This window comes from Pedobacter lusitanus (genome assembly GCF_040026395.1).
GTDB lineage: Bacteria > Bacteroidota > Bacteroidia > Sphingobacteriales > Sphingobacteriaceae > Pedobacter > Pedobacter lusitanus.
The window spans coordinates 2002029-2025782 of sequence record NZ_CP157278.1 but is presented as its reverse complement, the minus strand read 5'-3'; the positions used below and the strand labels follow the sequence as shown (position 1 = coordinate 2025782).

At 36.1% G+C, this 23754-nt stretch carries 23 protein-coding genes; 14 read left to right on the top strand and 9 right to left on the bottom strand.

Going from position 1 to position 23754, the window contains the following annotated elements:
- Positions 1-380 precede the first annotated feature (380 nt).
- The 12 genes from PL_RS08580 to PL_RS08525 all read left to right on the top strand — a co-directional run bounded on the left by PL_RS08580 (position 381) and on the right by PL_RS08525 (position 13518).
- Positions 381-2813: a TonB-dependent receptor gene (locus PL_RS08580; RefSeq protein WP_348621451.1), complete on the top strand. Its 2433-nt coding sequence runs from the start codon at positions 381-383 to the stop codon at positions 2811-2813.
- A gap of 87 nt (positions 2814-2900) precedes the next feature.
- Positions 2901-3827: a UPF0489 family protein gene (locus PL_RS08575; protein ID WP_041886397.1), complete on the top strand. Its 927-nt coding sequence runs from the start codon at positions 2901-2903 to the stop codon at positions 3825-3827.
- 16 nt (positions 3828-3843) lie between these two features.
- Entirely contained in the window at positions 3844-4020 is a 177-nt protein-coding gene (locus PL_RS08570; protein WP_160292160.1) for a hypothetical protein, read from the top strand.
- A 35-nt stretch (positions 4021-4055) separates the two neighbouring features.
- The gene (locus PL_RS08565; protein ID WP_041886396.1) at positions 4056-4235 is read left to right on the top strand and encodes a hypothetical protein; all 180 of its coding nucleotides are present in this window, start codon (positions 4056-4058) and stop codon (positions 4233-4235) included.
- Positions 4236-4364: 129 nt separating this feature from the next.
- A complete protein-coding gene (locus PL_RS08560) occupies positions 4365-5093 on the top strand; it encodes a helix-turn-helix transcriptional regulator (RefSeq protein WP_041886394.1) in 729 nt (242 codons plus the stop codon).
- 15 nt (positions 5094-5108) lie between these two features.
- Positions 5109-6563, top strand: coding sequence for a radical SAM/SPASM domain-containing protein (locus tag PL_RS08555; RefSeq protein ID WP_041886392.1), 1455 nt, complete (start codon positions 5109-5111; stop codon positions 6561-6563).
- A 1-nt stretch (position 6564) separates the two neighbouring features.
- Positions 6565-7332, top strand: a complete 768-nt coding sequence (locus tag PL_RS08550; protein WP_348621448.1) for a hypothetical protein — start codon at positions 6565-6567, stop codon at positions 7330-7332.
- Positions 7332-9131: a S8 family serine peptidase gene (locus PL_RS08545; protein WP_041886389.1), complete on the top strand. Its 1800-nt coding sequence runs from the start codon at positions 7332-7334 to the stop codon at positions 9129-9131. The genes PL_RS08550 and PL_RS08545 overlap by 1 nt, the downstream gene beginning before the upstream one ends.
- A gap of 6 nt (positions 9132-9137) precedes the next feature.
- Positions 9138-9971 carry a cupin-like domain-containing protein gene (locus tag PL_RS08540; protein WP_348621446.1) on the top strand — a complete coding sequence of 278 codons (834 nt, stop codon included), beginning with the start codon at positions 9138-9140 and terminating at the stop codon, positions 9969-9971.
- A gap of 7 nt (positions 9972-9978) precedes the next feature.
- Positions 9979-10533, top strand: a complete 555-nt coding sequence (locus PL_RS08535; protein ID WP_160292159.1) for a 2OG-Fe(II) oxygenase — start codon at positions 9979-9981, stop codon at positions 10531-10533.
- A gap of 26 nt (positions 10534-10559) precedes the next feature.
- Positions 10560-12287: an ABC transporter ATP-binding protein gene (locus PL_RS08530; RefSeq protein WP_041886386.1), complete on the top strand. Its 1728-nt coding sequence runs from the start codon at positions 10560-10562 to the stop codon at positions 12285-12287.
- Complete coding sequence (locus PL_RS08525) at positions 12280-13518, top strand: nucleotide disphospho-sugar-binding domain-containing protein (RefSeq protein ID WP_041886384.1); 1239 nt, start codon at positions 12280-12282, stop codon at positions 13516-13518. Before PL_RS08530 ends, PL_RS08525 begins: the two co-directional genes overlap by 8 nt.
- A 64-nt stretch (positions 13519-13582) precedes the next feature.
- Here the strand turns inward: PL_RS08525 and PL_RS08520 are convergent, their stop codons facing one another.
- From PL_RS08520 to PL_RS08495, 6 genes are all read right to left on the bottom strand, one after another.
- The gene (locus PL_RS08520) at positions 13583-14497 is read right to left on the bottom strand and encodes a helix-turn-helix domain-containing protein (RefSeq protein ID WP_041886382.1); all 915 of its coding nucleotides are present in this window, start codon (positions 14495-14497) and stop codon (positions 13583-13585) included.
- A gap of 17 nt (positions 14498-14514) precedes the next feature.
- Positions 14515-15312, bottom strand: coding sequence for an SDR family oxidoreductase (locus PL_RS08515; protein WP_348621444.1), 798 nt, complete (start codon positions 15310-15312; stop codon positions 14515-14517).
- 152 nt (positions 15313-15464) lie between these two features.
- Positions 15465-16325: a M12 family metallopeptidase gene (locus PL_RS08510; RefSeq protein ID WP_160292091.1), complete on the bottom strand. Its 861-nt coding sequence runs from the start codon at positions 16323-16325 to the stop codon at positions 15465-15467.
- 111 nt (positions 16326-16436) lie between these two features.
- On the bottom strand, positions 16437-17570 hold the full coding sequence (locus PL_RS08505; protein WP_041880912.1) for a FecR family protein: 1134 nt from the start codon (positions 17568-17570) through the stop codon (positions 16437-16439).
- A complete protein-coding gene (locus PL_RS08500; protein WP_082035883.1) occupies positions 17563-18243 on the bottom strand; it encodes an RNA polymerase sigma factor in 681 nt (226 codons plus the stop codon). Before PL_RS08500 ends, PL_RS08505 begins: the two co-directional genes overlap by 8 nt.
- A 48-nt stretch (positions 18244-18291) precedes the next feature.
- Positions 18292-19707: a PLP-dependent aminotransferase family protein gene (locus PL_RS08495; RefSeq protein WP_041880915.1), complete on the bottom strand. Its 1416-nt coding sequence runs from the start codon at positions 19705-19707 to the stop codon at positions 18292-18294.
- A gap of 93 nt (positions 19708-19800) precedes the next feature.
- Between PL_RS08495 and PL_RS08490 the strand changes: the two genes are divergently transcribed.
- Positions 19801-20691 carry a DMT family transporter gene (locus tag PL_RS08490; RefSeq protein WP_052496209.1) on the top strand — a complete coding sequence of 297 codons (891 nt, stop codon included), beginning with the start codon at positions 19801-19803 and terminating at the stop codon, positions 20689-20691.
- Positions 20692-20740: 49 nt separating this feature from the next.
- Positions 20741-21346, top strand: a complete 606-nt coding sequence (locus PL_RS08485; RefSeq protein ID WP_041880919.1) for an FMN-binding negative transcriptional regulator — start codon at positions 20741-20743, stop codon at positions 21344-21346.
- A 69-nt stretch (positions 21347-21415) separates the two neighbouring features.
- Here the strand turns inward: PL_RS08485 and PL_RS08480 are convergent, their stop codons facing one another.
- From PL_RS08480 to PL_RS08470, 3 genes are all read right to left on the bottom strand, one after another.
- Positions 21416-22108, bottom strand: coding sequence for an alpha/beta hydrolase (locus PL_RS08480; RefSeq protein WP_041880922.1), 693 nt, complete (start codon positions 22106-22108; stop codon positions 21416-21418).
- Between the two features lie 67 nt (positions 22109-22175).
- Positions 22176-22748 (bottom strand): Crp/Fnr family transcriptional regulator, encoded by a 573-nt coding sequence (locus PL_RS08475; RefSeq protein WP_052496210.1) that lies wholly within the window; start codon positions 22746-22748, stop codon positions 22176-22178.
- Positions 22749-22753: 5 nt separating this feature from the next.
- Entirely contained in the window at positions 22754-23713 is a 960-nt protein-coding gene (locus PL_RS08470; RefSeq protein ID WP_041880924.1) for a Dyp-type peroxidase, read from the bottom strand.
- Positions 23714-23754 lie beyond the last annotated feature (41 nt).

Genomic DNA, 23754 nt, shown 5'->3' with positions numbered 1-23754 from the left:
GTTGAATGTAGCAGATCCGTCTTTAGCTTGCTCCCCTAAACTTTTATATCCTGTAATTTACCCTTTCTGATCAATCCAATTGCTACAGCGGGTACAGAATTTTCTTTTAACCAGGTTTCTATTTTTCTTTGATCCTCAAAAATGGGAGTTGAAGAATCAGTTTACTGATGATCATAACTTAAACCTCTTAAAATTGAAACAGCACTTTATACTGTACCAGGGGAAATTATTCATCTGTTGTTTTTGAATACATACTTCATTGAAAAAAAGTATTTAATTAAGTATGTGATTGAAAAATATTGTTAATTATTTTGTTATTATAGTTTATACTAAATATCTTGTCTATAGAATTATGTATTAATTATTGTAAACCGGGGCCGATGTGTATTAGAAATTATGTAAACTTAAAGAAATGGCATTTATTATTGGTAATACAAATTCTGATAGTTTCGATCGTTAAAGGGCAGTCTCAGCCGGCAATCAGCGGAAGTGTGGTTAGTGAGGGAAAACCTGTTGAATTGGCTACTATTAAATATCGAAAGATTGGTGTGGATAGTTTAAGTACGGCCTTCACAACTCAGCGTGGTTTGTTTTCTCTTCCTTGTGAAATCAATCAAAAATATAAAATTGAAATTCTATACATCGGACTCCAGAAGTATACTTCTGATACCATTTTGGTGCGTGATGGGGCAGGCGTTAATCTTGGTGTAATTAATCTGATTGGGGGGGCGACATCACTGAAACAAGTGAGTATAGTTTCTAAGAAGCCATTAGTCGTTAAAAAGATTGACAGATTAGTTATTGATGTCGAAAATAATCCTTTTTCTCCAGGAACTAACTTTATCGATCTATTGTCTATGAGTCCTGGAGTCAGAGTCGATGCTAAGGAAAACATCCGGGTGCAAGGCAAAAAAGGTGTGGTGATCTATATTAATAATCGTCCGTCAAATCTTAGTGGAGACCAGCTGACACAATTCTTAAGTACTCTGCCTTCAGATAATATTAAAAATTTTGAAATAATAACTACACCTCCATCAAGCTATAATGCGGCAGGAACCTCAGCCATCTTAAATATTAATCTAAGACGTCCGTTATCTGATGGAATAGCGCATAGATTTAGTGGGAGTATGACCAAGGGGGATAATTTTGAGAATAACTTAGGTTATAATATCGATGTCAAAAAAAACAAGCTTTCATTTTACTTGAATACAAATTTTTCAAATCCTAAGAGGAGTGATGTAGGGACGGCATACAGGAGGTTTATTACGCAGGATGGAACAACCTATTTTGATGAAAATAGCAACTCGTTTTCAAGAAAGAAAAATTACAGTTTTTTAGGGGGCGCTGAATATTTAATCGACAAAAAGAATATTATTCAGTTGACCGTTAATGGATATCTGGGGCGTAATAAGTCATTATTTAGTTCTGAGACAGTTGTGTCAGATGAGCAATATAAGCGTGACTCTCTTTTTAAAACCTTTAATACTACCAGTGTCAATACACAAAGATTAGGAGGTAATGTTAATTATATCTCAAAAAAACTATTGATGAATGGAGATGTGGTTTTTAATTATGATTACCTGAGATTCTCTTCAAAGAGAGAGCTGACTAACATTTCACAATTTTATACAAATGATCTCATTAACACCAGAAATGAGCAAAATTTAACCATTAATCCGTTAGATATCGATATTAATATCCTGAGTCTTGACTATACGAAAGAGATTGATAGTACACAGTCTGTTGAAGCAGGATTCAGAAGTAGCTTTGTTGAAAATAAAAACAGATCTGAATTTAACGATTTTCTAAATGGAGGATATGTCTTCAATCAAACCAAAAGTGATCACTTTATTTATAATGAAAATATTAATTCAGTTTATGGGTCATGGTCTAAAAAATGGAATACATGGAGTATAAAAGCGGGATTAAGATTTGAGAATACACATGTGAAAGGCAATTCACTGGCATCAAATTTAGTTAACAACAGAACGTTGTCTCAGTTTTTTCCTTCATTCTTTGCTCAGAAGAAGGTCGGGGAAAATGAGTACTATTTTTCCTATGGAAAAAGGATTCAAAGGCCGAATTATCAATCTTTAAACCCTTTTAGATTTTATTATGGACCGTATAATTATACTGTTGGAAACCCATATCTGAATCCGGAAATAACAAATCAATTTGAAATTGGTGCAGTTCTACCACGAATAATCAGTCTTTCTGCAGGCTTTAGCCGAACCCGTGATGTGATCCAGAGTGAATATACAACCCAGGATGATATTACTAAAATCACAACTTCCAGTACAATTAACCTGAGTCGTTACGACCGCTATTTTTTAAGTGCAAATGCAGAGCAATCAGTCAATTCCTGGTATAAAGTGTCTGAGTCTCTTGATTCTTATATTGATATTTATCATCCTGATATAGAGAATATCAAGATAACCAGGAGCCAGCCTGCATTTGATTTCAACTTGACGAATGCTTTTACTTTTGATAAGTATCTCGTTCAGCTTCAGGGTAGTTTTAGTTCGGTCTTCATTGATGCTCAAACTACTTATAAGCCTTCTGGTTATGTTAATCTCGCTATAAAAAGAAGTTTATTTGGTAAAAAGGCATTTTTATTTCTACGAATGACCGACTTATTTAAGACCCAGTACTCAAGAGGTGCAGTTGATTTTCAAAATCAATTTTTTAACACGACCAGCAGACAGGATTCACGTCGTATTGCATTATCGTTTCAGTATAATATTAGTAACGGAAAGGTTAAGTCCAGGAAAACTTTAGAATTGAATGAAGATGTGAAAAAAAGGACTAATTAGCACATTAAGCGGTATAAATATCAGAAAATAGGTATTGTTGTGACAGATTGTTTTCTTTATATTAGTAATAGGCAATAAAATATATCTATGAAGATAAAGACTTTTATAATAGAGGAACATAATGAAGCGTATTTTATATGGAATTATGCTATACGTAATAGTGTTATACCTGGAAAAAACAATTTGTTACTGCATGTTGATGAACATTCAGATATGGTAGCTCCAAGATTTAATGTTTCGATAGATACTCTGCCAGACAATCTTGATGAGATACGGAAATTTACCTATACCGAATTGGGAATTGCATCCTTCATAGTTCCGGCATTTTATAAGAATATATTCTCCGATATTTTCTGGGTAAAGCAGAATCATGCCAAAAACAGAGTCACTCCTCTACGCATGTATGTGAGATCTTACAATGATGATGGCAAAATGCTTATCATGGGTAAATTGGCCGATCTTGATAATTATGATACTATTAAACATAAAGACATCCAACAATCACATGTAGAGTTTAATTATCATTTTAATAATGAGTCTGAAATTCCCCAGGATCAGAACTTTGTTCTGGATATTGATCTGGATTATTTTTCTTGTGCAGGAAACCCTAATGAAAATAAGGAAATATATATTGAAATCACCAGGGATGAGTTTGAAGAATTTAATGAAAATCCGTATCACCGGTTAAAATTCCTGATACCCAGGGTTTCTACTCTTTTTAATGATGGCCAATATTATTATGTATTCAATCAATACGACGAATTATATCCCAGTCAGCTCCTTAAGGATGAAGACGTTATCAGAGATCGAATTAATTCTTTTTGTGAGTCCTTAAAGGTGAAAAATGTTCGGCCATTAATGATCGATATCTGTCGCTCAAAACATAGTGGTTATACTCACGCTGATCAATGCCAGTTAATCGAAGATCTACTGCTGGAGGGCTTGCATAAATTATTTGAAATGGAAATAATTCATATTAATGAACTTGAATTAACAAAAGTCGATTATATATAAACCCAAATCAAAAATTATGAACAAGAAAAATTTAATTGAAGAGAGCCTTGTTAAAGAGCTTGTTAAGCCAAGACTGGTAGAGGAAATTTATGCTAATTCAAAAGTAGTTGAATCACTGTGTCGCAGTAGAAACGGTGCATGCAGAAATAACAATACAATTGAAGAGCCTATAGATGAAGAACTAATTTTCTAAATCAACCATTTATTTAAAAACAAAACCGATTAACCATGGACAAAAAAATATCATTAGCTAATCTTAATATCAAAGAATTAGTAAAGCCACGTACTGTTGAAGAAATCTATTCAAATTCAAAAATTGTTGAATCACTTTGCCGTACCAGAGATGGTGCCTGTCGTTCAAATAGAGATAGCGCTTTAGAGCCTATAGATGAAGAACTGATCTTCTAAGAAGAATAAGCATCGCTTTCTGAACAGGAAGGCGGTGTTTATTTAGCTTTCAGATTAACGCATAATTTAGACACTTAATTTTCGCGATCAAAAAAATTAATTTCATTAACCAAATGAATAGTTTAAAGAATGTACCAAACAGCAAATTTTGATACCACTGAACCAACAATATTAGTTTATAATCATTTACCATATCAAAGTGAATACGATATACCTGGTTTTAAAGTTATTGTGAAAAAAAATCAGTATGAACTAAACAGTATATTAAATAGTGTATTAGTATCATGCGTTATTATCCATTTTAATGATATCATTAGAAAAGATTTGTTATTGATTAAGCAGAAGTTTGCTGATATCCCTTTTCTGGCCCTGATCGATTCTGAAATAATGGAAGCTGCCTGGTTTTGTGGAAGTATAGGAATAAATAAAGTTTTGAATTCGCAGGAGGTCTCTGGAATTGACCTCTCCATAGAGGTTGAAAAATTGATAAAATGTAACAACGTTAGTATTTCTATCAAGGATCTGGATATGAACTTATCAGGTTTGCATTCCAGTGTTAGGGAAGCGCTGGCTTTTATTGAGAAGAACTACGTAAATCTGAAGACAGTGAGTGAGATTTCTTCTTATCTCGGTATTACAGACTCAACGTTGATCAGGGAATTTCAAAAGAGCGAAATCTCTTCCCCAAAACAGATACTCATATTTTTCAAAATCCTGCATTCAATTAAGCTTATGAAATTAACAAGACTAAAGATTAAAGAAATTGCACATTTATCGGGATTTACCTGTGTTAAACGGTTTAACGAATCATTTCAGCGAATTTATTCTTGTTCTCCAACACAGTATGACTCTAATTAACCTAACCAAAACAGTATGAAATATTTTAAAATGAGCTTTTATAATGTACTTACTCCGGTGGAGGAATACAAAGAATATCTTCTTTATAATACCCTATCTGGTGGTATTGTTCTATTAAATGAATTACAAGGCAAGCTCATTGACAGCTTACAGTATAAAGAAAAGTTTGATTTGGAAGAAACGGGGAATAAAAAGCTGTTGAAATATCTTTTAGATCAGGGTTTTGTCGTTGATTTTAATTTCAATGAGATTCAAAAACTATATACAAGTTATAAAAAGGGTAGAGATGAAGATGTAGAGGAGGCAAATATATATTTAACTATTGCTACTACAATCACCTGCAATATGGGATGCCCATACTGTTATGAAGTAGTTAAGCCAAATATCTCTTTAAATAAGGATGAAACTGTAAGAGGTGTAATTAGCTATCTGGAGGATATGATTGTTAAGAATTCAACTAAAACATGGAAGAAAATTCTTGTAACCTGGTATGGTGGTGAACCTCTCCTTAATCAGGGAGCGATTGAAAAACTTACTCCTCCACTCCTTGAACTGGCCCAGAAATATAGTATGGATTATGATGCAAATATTATAACTAATGGAATCCTTCTTAATCAGGCTAAATGGGACTTCTTAAAGCTTTATAAGGTGTCAAATGCACAAATTACTATAGATGGTTCAAAAGAAACCCACGAAAAGCATAGACCACTGAAAGGCAAATCGGGTAAGAAGAATTATTTTCAGATTCTCGAAAACCTTGCTTTGATGCCAGATGGAATTACAACCAATATAAGAATGAATGTAGATAGGGCAGTTTCTGATAGCTACGAAGAATTTCTAACTGATTTATCAGTTTTCGGTATATGGCCACAGCGAAGCAATAGCTTTTCGATTGATCCCGCCTGGTTAAGAACTTATGAAGAAGCTGAAGAAAACGATCTTTCTGATAGGTTTAATGCAGAAGAATATTTTGAATCTATGCAGACCTTTAGAAGATTAAAGTTATCCATATATAATAATTACGCTGCCGAAAATGGCTTGAAAAAAGCAAAATTAGCATGGATACTGCCTGAATTACAGGAGGAATGTGCTACTTGGGTTTCTCCATATGGTATAGTAATCGACCCTGAAGGTTTTATTCATAAATGCTGGGAAACTGTCCATGAAGACCATAGAAGAATTAATCATGTAAAAGATGGTTACAGAGTAGAAGATTTTAAAGAATATATGGCCTTTGATCGGTATAAAGTTAACGATGAGTGCTATAGCTGTAAGTATCTTCCTGTATGTGATCAGCTGACTTGCGCATTTCAGGCGCTGAAACATGCCGATAATCCTCCATGTACTTTTTGGAAAACAAAAACAGAATCAAGTCTAAAAGAACAGTATTTATATATGAAGGAAAACCCTGATTTAATAAGTTTTCCCAAGAATGATATTACGAATAATACAGGTCACTCTAATAAGTAATATGATAAATACTTTATTTCATCCTTCATATCTGAATAATTTTCACGAGGTTTTTGTGAATAAAAATCTTTGTCTTGAAGATGTAATAGAGAAAAATAAAAAAGACCTGAACTGCTTAAATGAGATTATCCATAACAGCTTTATATACGCAACTGAACAACTGGTTTATATTAAAGCTGCAGTATCAAAAGCAGAATTTGAAGAAGCCCTGAAAGTAATAGAAATCTGGGCGAACCACATTAAAGCAAAAAATTATTTTTTAACAGTAGAATGCTTTGATTACTTCGTAAGAATGTTTTTTCTACTGGACCTATGCCATAAGAATTTTGATCAGATTTTGTTGCCTCTAATCAATATTCCTATGGCTCTGAAGGGGTTCATACGGGTTAATTATCTAAAACCAGATCTTATGAATTCATTTTTAACGATACAAACCAATATCGATATTATTGAGTCAGTAGAAATTCTGAGAGATGATATATTTATTCCAAACAGAGAGAAAATGCCGGGATCCAGAATTAATTTTGCGCATAATAAGGTATCGGTTATAGATGAGAAATTTATTGCTCTTTTTAAAATCAGAGAAGACAAAAATCATATTCATAATGGAGAATCTTGTCATAAAGCACATAAATACAGCATGAAAATTGGAGAACACTGTGTAATCTCTCAGGGATTTTCTAAATACAAACAAATGTTGGAATCTGTTAATTTATTGGATTCAATATATGATGCTTCCAGTAATTTTGCTTTAACGATCAATAATTAATGAACATTGCTATAATTGATTCTGGTCTGGACATTCACAATCAGACTTTCAAAAACAAAGTAATCAATGGGGTGCATATTTCCTTGAATAGAGACTCATCATTTGAAATAGATAGTAATTATGCAGAGTACACGAATGGACACGGTACTGCAATTGCGGAACTGATCAGTGAAATAGACCCGGAGGCAAATTTATTCATAGTTAAAATATCCTCATTTGATAAGAAACTAACTGAAGGATTGATTGTTATGGCCTTTGAATATTGTAATGCACATTACCATATAGATATCTATAATGTTAGTCTGGGGATTCTGACAAAAAATCCGGGCAATAAACTATACTCTATTTGCAGGGAAATTGTCAATAAAGGGGCAATTATTATTTCATCTGCCCATTATCATCCAAATATACCATGTTATCCGGCTTTCTTCCCGTTTGTGTTTTCTGTTGCCACTGGAGTTTCGAAAGCGGACTTAAATGAATTTTTGTATTTAGGTGAAGGTAATATAAATGTTATTGGTCATGGAGTTAAACAGCAGGTCACCTGGTGTGAGAACTGCATAGAAGAGGTCGCTGGATCTAGTTATGCAACAGCGAGATTTTCAGGGACATTATCAAGATTACTTAGAGATAATCCTGGGTTTACAGCAGGAAGATTACCTGGGTTATTAAGTAGGTTTTCTTCGGAAAATGTCAAACAGCTCTATTTTATTGATCGTGAAAATATTGAAGTTCAGTTAAATGAGACCTATGTTAAAGAGGAGGATACAAAAGAAGTTCAAATATTATTTTACCCTTTTTCTGACAAAAAATTCAACAGATATTTCAGCTCTCTGACATATTCTTCTGAATATATCAGGATATTGTTTGATGAACAGGACGCCTTAAAACATAAGAAAATTGCAGGTGTCCATTTAACAGATCTGACAAATACGGAATTGGAAAAATTCAAAGTAATTATTGGAGATGTATATAATTCTAAGATAGACCTGGATTTGGAGTGCTTTATGAGCCTTACAGAACGGTTAATTTCAAGTAATGTCAATATATACTGTCTGAATGAGAGGGTTTACAATTATATCCATAGCATAATATCAAAAGACGATGTGAGTTATAAAGGGAAATTAGTTAATCTGCATAGCCATTTTTCCAGAAAAGATAAAAATATAGTTGATAAAGCTGAACCACCTAAGGAGAAACCCATAGTTGCTGTTTCCGGAATTGATGCTATGGAAAATCTTATTTTAACCTCCAGGTTAAGATCGGCCTTAAGTGAGGTTTATCAGCTTAAATCATCTATTATAGTTACCTGTAATTATGGATTATTGGAGGGGGGAAATGTTTGCATTCCGTATCAGAGAAGTGATGCGGGAAGAATTGATTTCAAACAGATGGCATCAATAGTTGACAATTGTATTTCAAATGACAAGTGTGAAGTCATATTCACCTATGATCAGGGACTTCCGAATTCAAACTATCTGAATAACTATATCTATAATAATAAAACTTTAGCATTAACACTAGAGTACTTTACCAGTGTAATTCCTGATTTATTTGTTTTTAGTATCAATGGAACGTATCGTTATGATGAAACAATTAACTATATCACCAGAGTAACTAATTTTTTCAGTCTGAAGGCTTCAGAATATATAATAGTTTATAGTAACATCGACAGGATATCACTCTTAAATGAGCTTGATAATAAAATAAATAATAAAGGAGAAACACGAAGACTTTTTTGTCTGAAAAAACAGGCAAAAAGTGCGTGTAAGTCAATAATAGAAAAATTCATTAAATAATAATATATGGAATTTGATCTTAAAAGGGTTCTTGACTTTGAAAAAGTCCGGGAAGAAAGAAGTGAATTATTAAGTAGTAATTATTTTAACGCACATTATACCTATTCTTCCGTACCAGTCATTTTTAGGGGCTCATTTAACAAATGGGCGCCTGGTTCTGAAAAGTGGAATCATGAATTCTTTAAAGAAAATTTCGGACATGAATTTGCATTTGCTAAAAGAACTATAGATGGGAAAGAAGAAAAAAAAGAGTTTTTAATAGCTGATTATCTTGATTATATGAATTATAATCAGGACGAAATCCCATTTTATTTAAATACCCAGTGTCACGTAGATAAGCCATTCAAAAAAGCATACCAGGTACCTGATTTCTTTAATTGCTGGTATGGGGCATGGCCATCTGATAATAGAAAATACGATCTTTCCTGGTTGTATTTTGGTGCAAAGGGGACATTTTCTAAACTACATATTGATGTGTGGAATTCCAGTGCCTGGAATGCTGTTATTACAGGAAAGAAATTGTGGCTTTTTTTTTCAAGGACTCAGGAAGATCTGATTTACAAAGGAATGGTAAATCCATACAGTCCTGATATTGAGTTATTTCCGCTTTATAAGCAGACACACCCATTAGTCTGTATTCAAGAGCCTGGAGATATTGTTTACACTCCTTCCGGATGGTGGCATACAGTAATTAATCTAGAAGCCGGGGTATCTCTGACAGAAAACTTTGTGAATCTTTCCAACTATAAATACGTACTGGAAGATTTAATCAAAGCCAGACCCAAATCATACAACTCAATTTTAAAACTTGTAAACCATAATTTAAATGACCTTAAATAGAAATGTTATGAAATACGAATCCTTTGAAATAAATGATAAAGCAATTTATATTATTGATGATGAAATTGAAAAAGATTTAGTAGACAATTTTTATGAGCAGATACAAACACTGGCATTCGTAAAGGGAGAAAAGGATTTTGATGGAGATAAATATCCGATCTTCTCGGTCGATTTTGATGTGGAGAAATTTGAAACAAGTAATTTGTTTGCTCAAAAAGCAGCTTTTCTGATAGAGAGATTTTATGCTGATCATCAATATCAAATGAGGAGGGCTTATATCAATCTTTCAAATTATGGAGATGTTGAATTTCCGCATTCTGATTGTAGAGAAGATGAAAATGATTTGACTGTTGTCTATTATGTAAACAAGTTCTGGGATTACAGATGGGGCGGAGAAACAATATTCTATGAGAATCATGAATCAAAACGTTGTGTATTACCCAAACCCGGAAGATTTCTGATTTTCCCGGGGGCAGTAGAGCATCTGGGCTCTATCTCTACCAGGATTTGTACAGAATCAAGGTTAACTATGGCAATTAAATATAAACAGATTTCCAGTTAATTTAATTGTTGTCAGTCAGTTTGAAAATGGAAAAAACATATCATATAATTTTTGAGTTGATCAAATCTCAATGGAAAAAACAGACTACGCTGTTTTTGCTTGTGCTATTGAACTCCTCAATATCATTACTCTCACCCTATATAACTAAAATTATTATAGATAAGGTTTTTCCATTTAAAGATTATAATCTGCTACTCGAGTTGCTGGTTATATTGACTATATGCTATATAATCAGGGTTGTTGCAAATTACTTTGCAGATATTACCCAGACTCGGGTAGGGATTCACATTACCAGTCAGTTAAGATCCCGATTATTTGATCATATTATCAGGCAGCCGCTGCTGTTTTTTCATGACAATTCTAATGGGAAGTTAGTTTATAAATTGAATACTCAAATTGAATATATTGAATCTTTTATTACTAATAACTTAATAAAGTCTCTAAACAATTTGTTGACTGTTATAGGCATAACAATTATGCTGACAACTTTAAACGCTAAGCTTTTTTTTGTTTCAATTATACTCGTGCCACTTTTGCTAATTGTTAACTACAAACTTAAAGCTAAAGTCAAAAACTTGTTTAAAGCTGCGAACGAACAAAATGAGGCATTAAATGACTTCTTTTATGAAAGACTAAAAAATATAAGGCTTATTAAATTGTTTAATACTTTCTCTGAAGAAGGTAAGCAATTAAGTACTGAATTAGTAAGCCTTTCCAGGTCGTGGTTCAGTGCAGATAAGCTGTCTTCTATAAGAAGAAATTCTGCAACTTTTATCATTGCACTATCGCCTTTATTAGTCTTTGGAATAGGTGGAAAAGATATTATAGCTGGTACAATGTCTATTGGCTCTCTCGTAGCTTTTCTTCAATATCTGAACAGACTGTTTTCACCAATAAGCGAACTGACTGAGTTAAATACCGAGTTAGTGAAATTTAAAGTAGCTATAGAAAGTGTCTATGGCGTTTTTGATCAGGCAATTGAAACGGAATTTATAGCGCATGAACATAAAATTGAACAGATTGACCACCTGATATTTGAAAATGTATCTTTTTTTTATCAAAAACGTACAGAGCCTATTATCGATGAATTAAATATTGAGCTTAAAAAAGGGGCGAGTTATGCACTAGTAGGTAAAAGCGGTTGTGGGAAAAGTACATTTATAAATTTACTATGTAAGTTATATCCCACTAACTCGGGGACTGTAAAAATTAATGGCATTTCATTGAATGACCTGAGCAGACACTTTATCAGCAAAAAAGTATCTCTGGTTACACAAGATTCTCTGATTTTTAATGCAACAATTCTCGAAAATTTAAAATACGGGGCCAGAGATTCCACTTTTGAGGAAATCTGTGAAGTCTGTGATATTGTAGGTCTCACTGTAATCATTAATGGGCTTAAGTCAAAATTCGACACAATGATTGGGCATAATGGTGATAACCTTTCTGGTGGACAGAAGCAGAGACTCTCCATAGCAAGGGCGCTGCTAAGAAATTCAGATATTCTGATTTTAGATGAGGCGACATCAGCATTAGATTCCCATAGTGAAAACTTAATAATTCAAAATATTCAGAAGAGACGTAGTAAAGATTGTATTTTATTGATAATCAGTCACCGCTTTAGTTGTATCAAAGATTTAGATCATGTCTTATTGATGAAAGATGGTCAGGTTACTGAACTTAGGTCAATGGTTGGTTTTGCGGAGAACCTGGAGATAAGAGAACTATTTAAAAACCAGATTGTGCATGAGTAAAAATGTAATCATTGTTCTATCACCCTATATAAGCCATGTAATTCCAACATTTGGTATTGCAGGCAAAATGAAAAGCAGAGGTTATAATATAATCTATGCTCTGCCGGAAAAGTTTGAACAGGCTATATTATATCATGAATATAGTTTTGAACAGTTGAACAAATTACAGGAAAATGATGAGCTGGAGCTAAATATGGTTGTAGAGAAATTATTCGAGAAATATGATCCTGTCTTGTTTTTTATTGAAGTGGGATTCTGGGACTGGTCTCTTTTTCTTTTAGCCAGAAACACTCCGTCAATAGGTATTGAAGTAAGTACCTGTGAGGATAAATACACATTAATTCCACCTTATAATAGTCCTACTGTCCCCCGAAAGAGTTTACTTTCTCTGGTTGAAATTGAGTTTGAATGGCTCAGCATATCTCTTGGTTTTTTAGTTGAAATAAGAGAGAATCTGGTGCGGAGGAGTTATTATAACCGAATTTTGAAATTACTGAAACTTCCCGATAAGCCATATATGTCAAGGAAAAAAAGGGTTTCAAATTATAGGTCGTATTCAACTATTGAATTCATATTTTTTCCCAAAGCATTTGATTTTCCGAGAGTAATTAATGAAAAAACATTTTTTGTTGGAGGCTTTGTCAATACAAACAGGAAAGAAAAAGAGTTTGACTGGTTAAAAATTGACACAGATAAAGATATTGCTCTATGTAGTTTAGGTTCATTAAGCAGCTGGTATAAGGGTGGATATGACTTCTACACAAGGGTTATAGAAGCATTTACACAATTACCTGAATATACACTCATCCTTGGATTAGGAAACTTATTTGAGGAGTTTAATCAAGATTTGCTGCCGAAAAATATATTTATCTATAAGACATTACCACAGCTTACCCTATTAAAAAAGACAAAAATATTTATCACGCATGGAGGAGCAGGATCTGTGAGGGAAGCTATGTTATATGGTGTTCCAGTTTTGGTTTATCCCTGGAGTACAACCAGTGATATGCCTGGTATTTCCAGTAGAGTAAAATATCATGGTATTGGAATCGTTGGAGATATTTCGAAAGATTCTTCATCAACAATGATCAGACATGTTCATGAATTAAACTCCGACTATATCAGGACAAATGTTTTGAAGATGCAAGAACATTTTCTTGAAGCACAGGCTTCAGAAAATGGAATAATTGACTTCATTATTAATTATAAAGATAAGAGCAAGGCTTTATAATTCAGCGAAATTGAGGTTTGATGATGTAAGAAAAATGATGTCAGTGCGCTATCAGGATGAGATATTAATTAAATGATTGTCTGAATTCCAGAGGAGATAAATTAGTTTTTCTCTTGAACAGTTTATTGAAAGACTGCGGATGTTCAAAGCCCAGCTGATAAGCTACTTCAGCAACTGACGAATTGCTGGTAGATAGCATTTGCTTAGCTCTTTCAATTAATTTCTGATGAATATACTGCTGTGCATTCTGTCCGATTAAAGAACGGAGCATATCACTTAAATAACGCGGTGATACATTGAGGTTCTCCGCAAGATCCTGTACTGTGGGCAGACCTTTCAGGAGCGCATTTTCGTCACTGAAATGGTCATCAAGTAAAGTTTCTGCTTTGGTCAGTAAATCATTACTTACAGCTTTGCGGGTAATGAACTGACGTTTATAAAAACGATTGCTATAGTTCAGTAACAATTCAATCTGTGTGACAATTACATCCTGACTAAAATCATCTATGGTTGACTGGAGTTCATCCTCAATGTTTTTGAAAATACTAAGGATAATTGATTTTTCTTTATCTGACAGATGCAGTGCTTCGTGGATGTCATAAGAAAAGAAACCATATTTTTTGATACTTTTCCCTAATGGATAGTTTCTGATAAAATCCGGATGAATAAGCAGAGTTCGGCCCTGATATTCGGCATCATCAGTAATGGCAAGTAATTGATTAGGTGAGGTATAAGCCATTCCGCCTTCATCAAAGTCATAATAGTTTTGTCCGTATCTTATTTTTCCGCTGATCCCTTTCTTATAGGAAATCTTATAAAAATTAAGCAGAAATGAAGCTGGTAACTGGTCTTTCTCCACAGCTATTTCAGTATTATCAACAAGGCTTACCAGCGGATGCAAAGGTTTTGGTAAACCCAGCACCCGGTGTAAGTCGGATATAGAATTGAACTGATATGGAATAGGTGTTTCCTTTTTCACTTTATAAAGATAAATTTTTAATCTGCTAAAAATGTCTGTCCCATTTGTTTTCTGAAAGCCTCGTCCCCCAGTTGTGAACGTTGAGCGTAAAGTGCCAGTGCATCTTCGCCTGCAACATATCTTAGTTTATCTTTACCATCTGTAGCTGCTTCATATACCACTGAAGCAATTTGCCCGGCCGGAGTAAAATGATCTTCATTAATAGCTGAAAACATTTGGGTTACCCATTTTTCATAGGCCGGATGTGCCGACATATCAGCAGAACGATTCAGAAAGTCTGTCTTAATACCTCCGGGAGAAACAGTTTTGATGCCCACACCAATTTTGTTCAGCTCAAATGCCATACTTTCACTCCAGCCTTCCAGGGCCCATTTAGTAGCATGATATACAGAACTGAATGGAAAGGTAATTAGTCCGCCTATAGAAGTGGTCGTTATAAAAAGTCCGCTTTGTTTTTCTCTGAAATAAGGTATAAATGCCTGTGTAACCCGTATTACACCCAGAATATTGGTGTCTAGCTGTCGTACCAGCTGTTCATCTGTAGTTGACTCCAGTGGTCCCATTAATCCATAACCGGCATTGTTAAACACAACATCAACATTGCCCGAAGCAATAGCTTTTCGTGTGGTTTCTGCAATTTGTTCCGGATTAGTCACATCTAATGGCAGTAAAGTAATATGATCTATTAAATTCAGTTCTTTTTCGTTTTCGGGGTTACGCATAGTAGCGATAACTTTCCAGCCTTTTGAGGCAAATAATTTTGCTGTTGCTTTTCCCAGGCCTGTTGAGGCCCCTGTAATGAATATTGTTTTCATTTTCCTTTGAATAAGTTTTACAGTACAAAGGTGGGCTGAGGTGAGATATCTGATGTTGCCATATTGGAAGTTGTTGTAGCCAAAATGAAGGGAAGGGTAAAGAAGCCGTTTCTGATATAGAAACAGCTTCTTTAATGTTTTATTCAGGAATTTTATGGATACAGGCTGGCAATGCCTGCTAAATCGCCGGTTGAAAGACTATCTCTTTGTTTAGTGAATGTTGAGCCATCCAGTTTTGTCATGGTAGGCAATCCGTTTTTAGAAAACTCGTAAGAATCGTACATCATGGCCGAACCAAAATCAAGGGTACCTACTGATGTATGTGTCGTACTGATGTCGAAGTTATGCTCAGCGCCATCAGTTATATTACTATCAATAACCACAATATATTGGTCCCGGTCTGATCTGGTTTGCTCATGATAAAGTCCTACAGCATGTCCGATCTCATGCATTGCTTTACCTTCAGAGCAATTGCCCAGGGTGATATTCTGTTTGCCACCTGTCATTCCAACATTGGAAGAACAACCATCACCCGATGTAAAATGAACATAATTTGTCTGGCTTACCCGTTTAACAAAAGTAATCTTTGTTTGTCTTTTCCAGCGCGCCATGGCTCCGCTGATCCAGGCGAGTTTTCTGCTGGACAGATTATCATCCAGATCATAATAAATGATGCCATCCGGCCAGGTTCTGGCCAGTGTATTGACCGTAATACTTTCGGTTCTAACGGCCTGGGGATCATTTTTTTGTCTGAGATAGGCAACCTGTTGATCTGTTAATACCATGTCACCTCCCATAATGTACACGCCTTCTTTTTTCACCAGTTTAATGGAATTTTTTCCTGTTCCGATAGTGACAATCTCACCTTTTGTATTGGGGAAAGCCTGCTCAATATCGCAATGACAGTTTTCTGGGGTTAATGTCTGAGCATCTTCCGCATTGTTTTGTTTTTTACATGCACTAAGGCTCAACAGCAATGCAGCTGTGATCAGTGTAAATGTTTTAGTCTTCATAATGGTTAATGTTAGGTTATACTGGATAATCATCCAATATAAACAAGACAGCTAACCCTTGTTAAGCAGGTAGATACAGATCAAATATTTTTTAGTGAACAAGATCAGGCGCTATGGAGTAACCCATATCTTTTTTCCATTTATATGGAAATGTACATTATTGAAATCCAGTATGGCGAGAAATTCTTTAAGATTGATGTTACGATAAATTTCACCTGAAAATGATCTTTTCGGTGGTGCTCCCTGATAGACAACCTCTACATTATACCATCTTTCAACTGCTCGCATGACCGTTTGGATATCGGCATCTTTGAACACGAAAAAGTCGTTTTTCCAGGCTTCGGATTTATTTATATCCACCATACCCACTGTCAGTTTTCCTGCCTGAAGTCTGCTTTGCTGACCCGGTTTCAAGGTTACTGACTCCGTCGTAGTGGATTGCTGATTTAATACATTTACAACTACCGATCCTTCAAGAAGGGTGGTTTGTACATCTGGTTCATTCGTATATGAATTTATATTGAAATGAGTACCCAAAACGCTGACTTGCTGGGTAGGAGTATACACAATAAATGGTTTCTTTTTATTTTTAGCGACTTCAAAATATGCCTCTCCTTTTAATTCAACGCGCCGCTGGTCCAGGAATTGTAATGGATATTTCAACATAGAGGCAGCATTCAGCCAGACTTTTGTACTATCAGGTAAAATAATCATATAAGAGCCACCAACTGGAGTCTCAACAGAATTATAACCCGGTGTTCTGTGCTCATTATTATCGGTACTAATCCGGTAAATTAGCTGACCGTCTGTGGTTCTGGAGATTATAATTCCATTTTCTGTCACAATCTTGTCCTGAGAAGTGCCGGACAAAGTTATTCTGGAGCCATCAGCTAAAGTTAAGATAGCCTTATTGCTTCCCGGAGGTATGTCGTTAACAGTTAGCTGATTCGTTTTTGATGGAACAGTATTTTTTGCAGAAAAAAAATACAGGCCGGTTATCAGGCAGAGTAGTATAATTGCAGCAGCGGCGAAATAAGATGACTGCCAAAATTTCCTGGATTCCTGATGAACCGGTAAACCGGCCCATATTTCTTCCAGCTGATTATCCCATTTTTGCTGCGTTATTACCGGCAGTTCTTTCCCTTCTGTTTTTTGATACCAGGACTCAAGCAAGGCTTTTTCTTCCGGCGTGCATGTTCCCGCCAGATATGCTTTTAACAATAGCTGTGCTCTTTGTTTATCCATATCTGAAAAGAAAAATCCTTCTTAAACTGATCAGACAATAAACCATAGAATGAAGAGGAAAATGACTGGAAGAGAGAAATAAAAAAAAGAAAACCTGAAATCTCATACGCAGGATTTTCAAGGCATTGGTAATCTGCTTTGATACGGTTTGCTCCGCAATATTTAAGGTTTCCGCAATTTCTTTATGAGAGAACCCCTTACTGCGGCTCAATAAGAAAACTGTCCGCATCTTTAAAGGGAGTGCATCAATCTCTTTATTGATCATTTCTGTAAATTCTTTTTCTCTTACTCTGTTATCAGTTGAAAAGTTACCACTATCTATATATTCTTCTAATGATTCAATATATTTTGATTTTACTATTCTGTGTGCGTGTAAATTGAATATTTTGTTTCTGATGGCAACATAGAGATAACCTGATAAATTGGTAGTTTGCAACTCTTCTCTTTTAACCCAGAGTTGGGTGAAAAGCTCCTGTAAAACATCCTTTACTTCTTCAAAATCGCCTAGCTTTTTGTAGGCGTGGTTCTGCAGTACATTTTTATATCTATTGTAAATTTCGGTATAAGCATGTTTGTCTCCAGCTCTTAGCCCGACAATAAGATCGTCATCCGGTAGTTCTGCATAACTAATTATGCCGGTCTTCAGCAAAATAGATTTTGATTTGTAGCCCATCGTTTTACATAAGTTATTAAATATAATAAATTTGATACTAGTGATAATCTATCTGATCATTTTTGCCAGGCTCCCCAATTGTTTTAGTTTGAATTTTATGTCATCAGACCAGGGCAAACCTATACAGAGTCTCATGCAGTTTTGAAACTGATTTTGTAAAGTAAACATACGTCCGGGAGCAATGCTGATATTTTTCTTGATGGCCAGATCATATAATTCTGTTGTATCAGTCTGTTTATTAAGCTCCAGCCAGAGCCCCAGACCTCCCTGTGGTCTGCTTGTTTTTGTTCCTTCAGGAAAATGCTCGGCTATGGTGTGTACATAATTCTGATAATTATTCTTTAAAGTGCGGCGCAGCTGCTGCAAATGATTTTCATATCTGCCGGTTTTTAGAAAATTGCCTACTGCTTCCTGGATGAGAGATACAGATGCTATGGAGTGAACAAGCTTTAATTTCAGTAATTTATCTTTGTATTTGCCGGGGGCAATCCAGCCGACACGGTATCCAGGTGCCAAAGTTTTGGAAACAGAACTACACCATAAAACATTCCCCTCCAGATCAAAGGATTTGCAGCATTTGGGACGTTGTGAACCAAAATAAAGATCACCATATACGTCATCTTCAATAAGTGGAATACCATGTTTTGCTAAAAGTGCAGTAATTTCCTTTTTATGTTCATCGGGCATACAGCTGCCCAATGGCGTATTGAAGTTCGGGACTAAAAAGCAAAGATTGATTTTAGGAATAGCTTTCTTTAAGGCTTCTATTTCTAGTCCTGTAACCGGATGTGTTGGTAATTCCAATACTTTAAATCCCAGACTTATAGCAAGTTGAAAAGTTCCCGGATAACATGGGCTTTCCATCGCGATGGTATCTCCTGGTTTTCCCAGAGCCATAAGGCAGAAGGATATAGAATTCATGCCCCCGCTGGCAGTGATCAGGTCGTCTTCATGCAGGTTTCCTCCCCAGGCCAGGGATCTTGCGGCAATCATTCGCCTCAATTTAACATTACCCTGAAGAGGTTCATATTCAGTTCCTCCTTCTCTGAGTTCCCGTGTAGCATACAGAATTTCTTTTTTTAATTTGGCTAAAGGCAAAAGATTGCCTGAAGGAACACTGATGGAAAAAAGGGTCACACCCTCACGGCCCATATTAGAATAGACCTTGGTAATTAATTCATTAGGCTCCGTATTATTGGCTATTAATGAAGGACGACTGATCTCCGGAAGTGGCAGGTTCAGGTAAAGTAACTTACTGACAAAAAAGCCCGATTGCGGTTTTGATTCAATTAATGACTGAGCTTCCAGTTCCAGAAATATCCGTTTTGCGGTATTCATACTAATACCATGTTCCTGGCATAATGTCCTGACTGAAGGTAACTTATCTCCGGCCTTTAGAATTCCATTTCTAATCTGAAAGGCAATTTTATTTGCTATTTCATCATATATAAAAGATTTGCTCATGCTTAATGTCTAACTGTGTCCATATAAATATATAAAACTGAGACTGTATTTGTTGAATGCTATGCTGCAATTTTGTATTTAAATTTTATCTGTATGAGAGAAGTATGTATGAGCAAACCCACAGAAAGCACCTCAGCCGGTTGGGTTAATGGCTTTATTGGTGTCGTTATCTTCAGTGGATCACTACCAGCTACAAGAGTAGCCGTTTTAGATCTTGATCCTGTATTTGTTACAGTTGCCCGGGCAACCATTGGTGGCTTATTTGCACTTTGCGCATTGCTGATCTTCAAAGAAAAGCGGCCTTCCCGTAAGCAGATTCTCCATTTGCTGGTTATTGCGTCGGGAGTAGTTGTCGGTTTTCCATTATTGACAGCATTGGCTTTACAGCATATTACTTCTGCGCATTCCATTGTTTTTCTGGGGATGTTGCCTCTTGCGACTGCTGTATTTGGTATCATGCGTGGTGGAGAACGGCCACGTCCGGTATTCTGGCTTTTTTCAATTGCCGGAAGTCTTTTGGTCGTGGGATATGCAATTGCGCAGGGACTTGCTGCTTCTCCTACCGGAGACATGCTGATGCTGCTGGCCATCATTTTATGTGGCCTTGGTTATGCAGAAGGTGCTAAGCTGTCAAAGACGCTGGGAGGCTGGCAGGTAATCTCCTGGGCATTGGTATTGTCGCTGCCTCTAATGGCTCCTCTGGTATTCTTTTTACAACCTGAATCATTTGGAGAGGTTAGTATGGCAGCCTGGTTTAGCCTGGCTTATATTGGGTTATTCAGTATGTTCATTGGTTTTATCTTCTGGTATCGTGGGTTGGCCCAGGGGGGAATTGCGACAGTAGGGCAGTTACAATTGCTGCAACCGCTTTTTGGACTGGCACTAGCGGCAACTTTGCTCCACGAGCCGGTTAGTATAGGGATGTTAGGTGTCACAGCAGGAGTAATTCTTTGTGTTGCAGGGACCAGGAAGTTTGCCGGATAATAAAAATAAGTTGCCAGATTTTGTATATTAAAAAATAAAGAGCGATATCATGTTTATACCCAATATGTTTAAATTCGGAAGCGAGCCAGAGAAAATCGCTTTTATGAAGCAATATAGCTTCGCTACTATAATTACAGCTAATGACAATGTTCCGGTAGCTACGCAGTTACCTTTTTTTATAGATGACAGTAAGGGTAAACTCGTGCTGAGTTCTCATTTTGCCATTGCCAATGAGCAGACTAAATACATAGAAGCAAACACTTCTCTGGTTATATTTACAGAACCACATGCTTATATTTCGCCTGTGCATTACAGCAAATATGAAAGTGTACCGACCTGGGATTATATTGCAGTACATGCTTATGGAAAAGCAAAGATTGTGACAGACGAAAATGCTAAAATTCAGGAGCTGGAAAAGATGATAAAGTTCTATGACCCTGATTATCTGCAACAATGGGATAGTCTTACAGATAAGTTTAAAAAGGGAATGATACGGGGGATAGTGGCCTTTGAACTGGAAGTGTCGGATTTGCAGGGGCAGAAAAAATTAAGTCAGAACAAATCTGAAGCAGAGCGCGAAAGCATAGTGAATCACCTGGAAAAGAGTTCCAGTAGTGTTGAAAGTGATCTGGCACGATATATCCGGGATCTGTAGCGCTATCTCAGGAAAAAGCAGGTGTGATACTTATTTAAAAAGGATCACACCTGCTTCATCAATTAATTTTTATAAGGTTCCGGCAGCTTCTAAAATCAATCCGGTAACTTCATTTGGATGAGAAGCCAATGAAGCATGACCAGCATCTAAATGAATGATTTTTTTTGCTTTAATGTTTTCTGCCATCTCTTGTTCAGTGGCTGGCGGAATCATGTGATCATGAGCAGAGACCTGATACCAGCTTGGTTTTGTTTTCCAGGCAGGAGTACCCATTTTATCTCCAAAAGCACTGCTGTGGATTGGCTTTTGAGCCAGTGACATAATCAGCGCTTCAGTTTCATTTAAATCCTGACAGAATGATTGGTGAAACTCATCATATTTGATCCATAAAAAGCCCTTTGCATCCGGGTATATAGCAGCTCCGCCGGATGGTTGTTCTCTGCGCCCAAATATGCTGCCCAGACTGTCACCTTCATCTGGTGCAAAAGCAGCAATATATACCAGACCCACTACATTTTTGTGATTTCCTGCACCGGTAATTACTGCTCCGCCATAAGAGTGCCCCACCAGTAGTACTTTTCCTTCCTGGGCATCGATCAGATCTAAAGTCTTGTTTATATCATCCTGAAGAGAGGTTAATGGGTTTTGTACTGAACGTACTTTATAACCTTCTTTTGTCAGTGAAGGTATTACGTGTTGCCAATGGGAACCATCGCCCCAGGCACCGTGAACCAAAATAATGGTCAGATCCTTTGCTTCCATAGTTTTATGTTGTTTTTGTCAAACAAACTTATGGTCTTAAAATCCAATAAACGTTCACCTAAGTTAATTAATGACTAATTCTGTTACGTATCCTGCTAAGCGATTGCGGAGTAATTCCAAGATAGCTTGCGATAAATTTCTGAGGTATTTTTTCAAATACCAGCGGGTTCTCCTTTAACAGATTCAGATATCTTTTTTCGGGTGAATAATAGAGTAAATCCTCAATTCTTTTCTTTGCACCGAGGTATATTTTTTCTGTCATTCTTCGGCCAAATTGTTGCCAGTAAGCTTCCTTATGATACAGTTTTTGTAGTTCATTTTTATTTAGCAGCAAAACTTCAGCTTCTTCCACTGCCTGTATATTCATATTGGATTTTTTATCACATAATATACTTTCATAGTCCGTGAAGAAATTATGCTTAAAATGGAAGTCGAAATTTTTTTCAACTCCGTCTTCATTGACATAATAACTTCTCATTGTTCCGCTTTCAACAAAGCCCAGGTACTGACATTTCTCTCCCTCCTGCAAAAAGAAATCCGATCTCTTAAACTTAACACTTTTAAGCAAAGAGAACAGTTCGCCAAAGTGCTCTTCATCTACAAGGAACAGCTCACCGTATTTCTTAAAATCTTCAGACATTTCAATTAGGTATTACTATCTGCTGTATATGCTTTGAGCATATTCATTGACGGAGCAAAGAACAGGCTACCAGTATGAGCAGTACTGAAATCCAGTATTCTGTCATGATTTCCCGAAGGTTCACCAATAAACATTCGTTCAAGCATTTTGCGGGTGGTACTGAAGGTGTTGGCGTAGGAGATAAAATAGGTGCCCACCTCATTTTTTGCAGGATTTCCAAAAGGCATATTATCGCGGACTATCTTAAGCTCATTACCATCTTCGTCTTCTATGGCAGCCAGAGCACTATGGGAGTTATCTGGTTTTACCTCATCAGACATCTCAATATCACTCATCTTATACCGTCCAATTACTTTTTCCTGTTCTTCGACAGGTAGTTGTGTCCAGCCCTTCATGTTGTGCAGATATTTCTGCACAAAAAGATAACTACCACCTTTATAATCGGGGTCTTCATCACCAACTGTAGCAAAGAAGCGGCGCTGATCACCCACAGGATTTTCTGTGCCATCTACAAAGCCAAGTATAGAGCGTCCATCCCAATATCTAAAGCCATGTACTTCTTCCAGACAATCTGCAACAGGCGATAATACATCAGTTATTGCAGTAAGCATATCAAAACAGGCCGACATATCAGTACTGCGTAAATGAAAATGGAGGTCTCCGGGGGTAGCTACAGCAGTATGTTTTGATCCGCTGACCGGTTCAAAATTGCTGAGTTCTTTTGGCAGTGGTGCAGGTAATGAAAGCTGAATCCATGCATCATGACCGATGCCCATTACGCAGCTTACCCGTCCGCCCGGAACCCGTATAATGTATGAATGATTTAAATTAGCTACCAAACCACACAGTTCTTCGAAAGCAGGTTTGATTTCTGAATGATGTTTAAACTTCCACACAGTAAATATGGTATTGTTATTCGGGTAGTCAGTTACATTTTGTGACTCTTGTACAATTGGTCTTTTCATAGCATGCTGATTGGTATAAATAGTTTCGGGTGGTATAAACC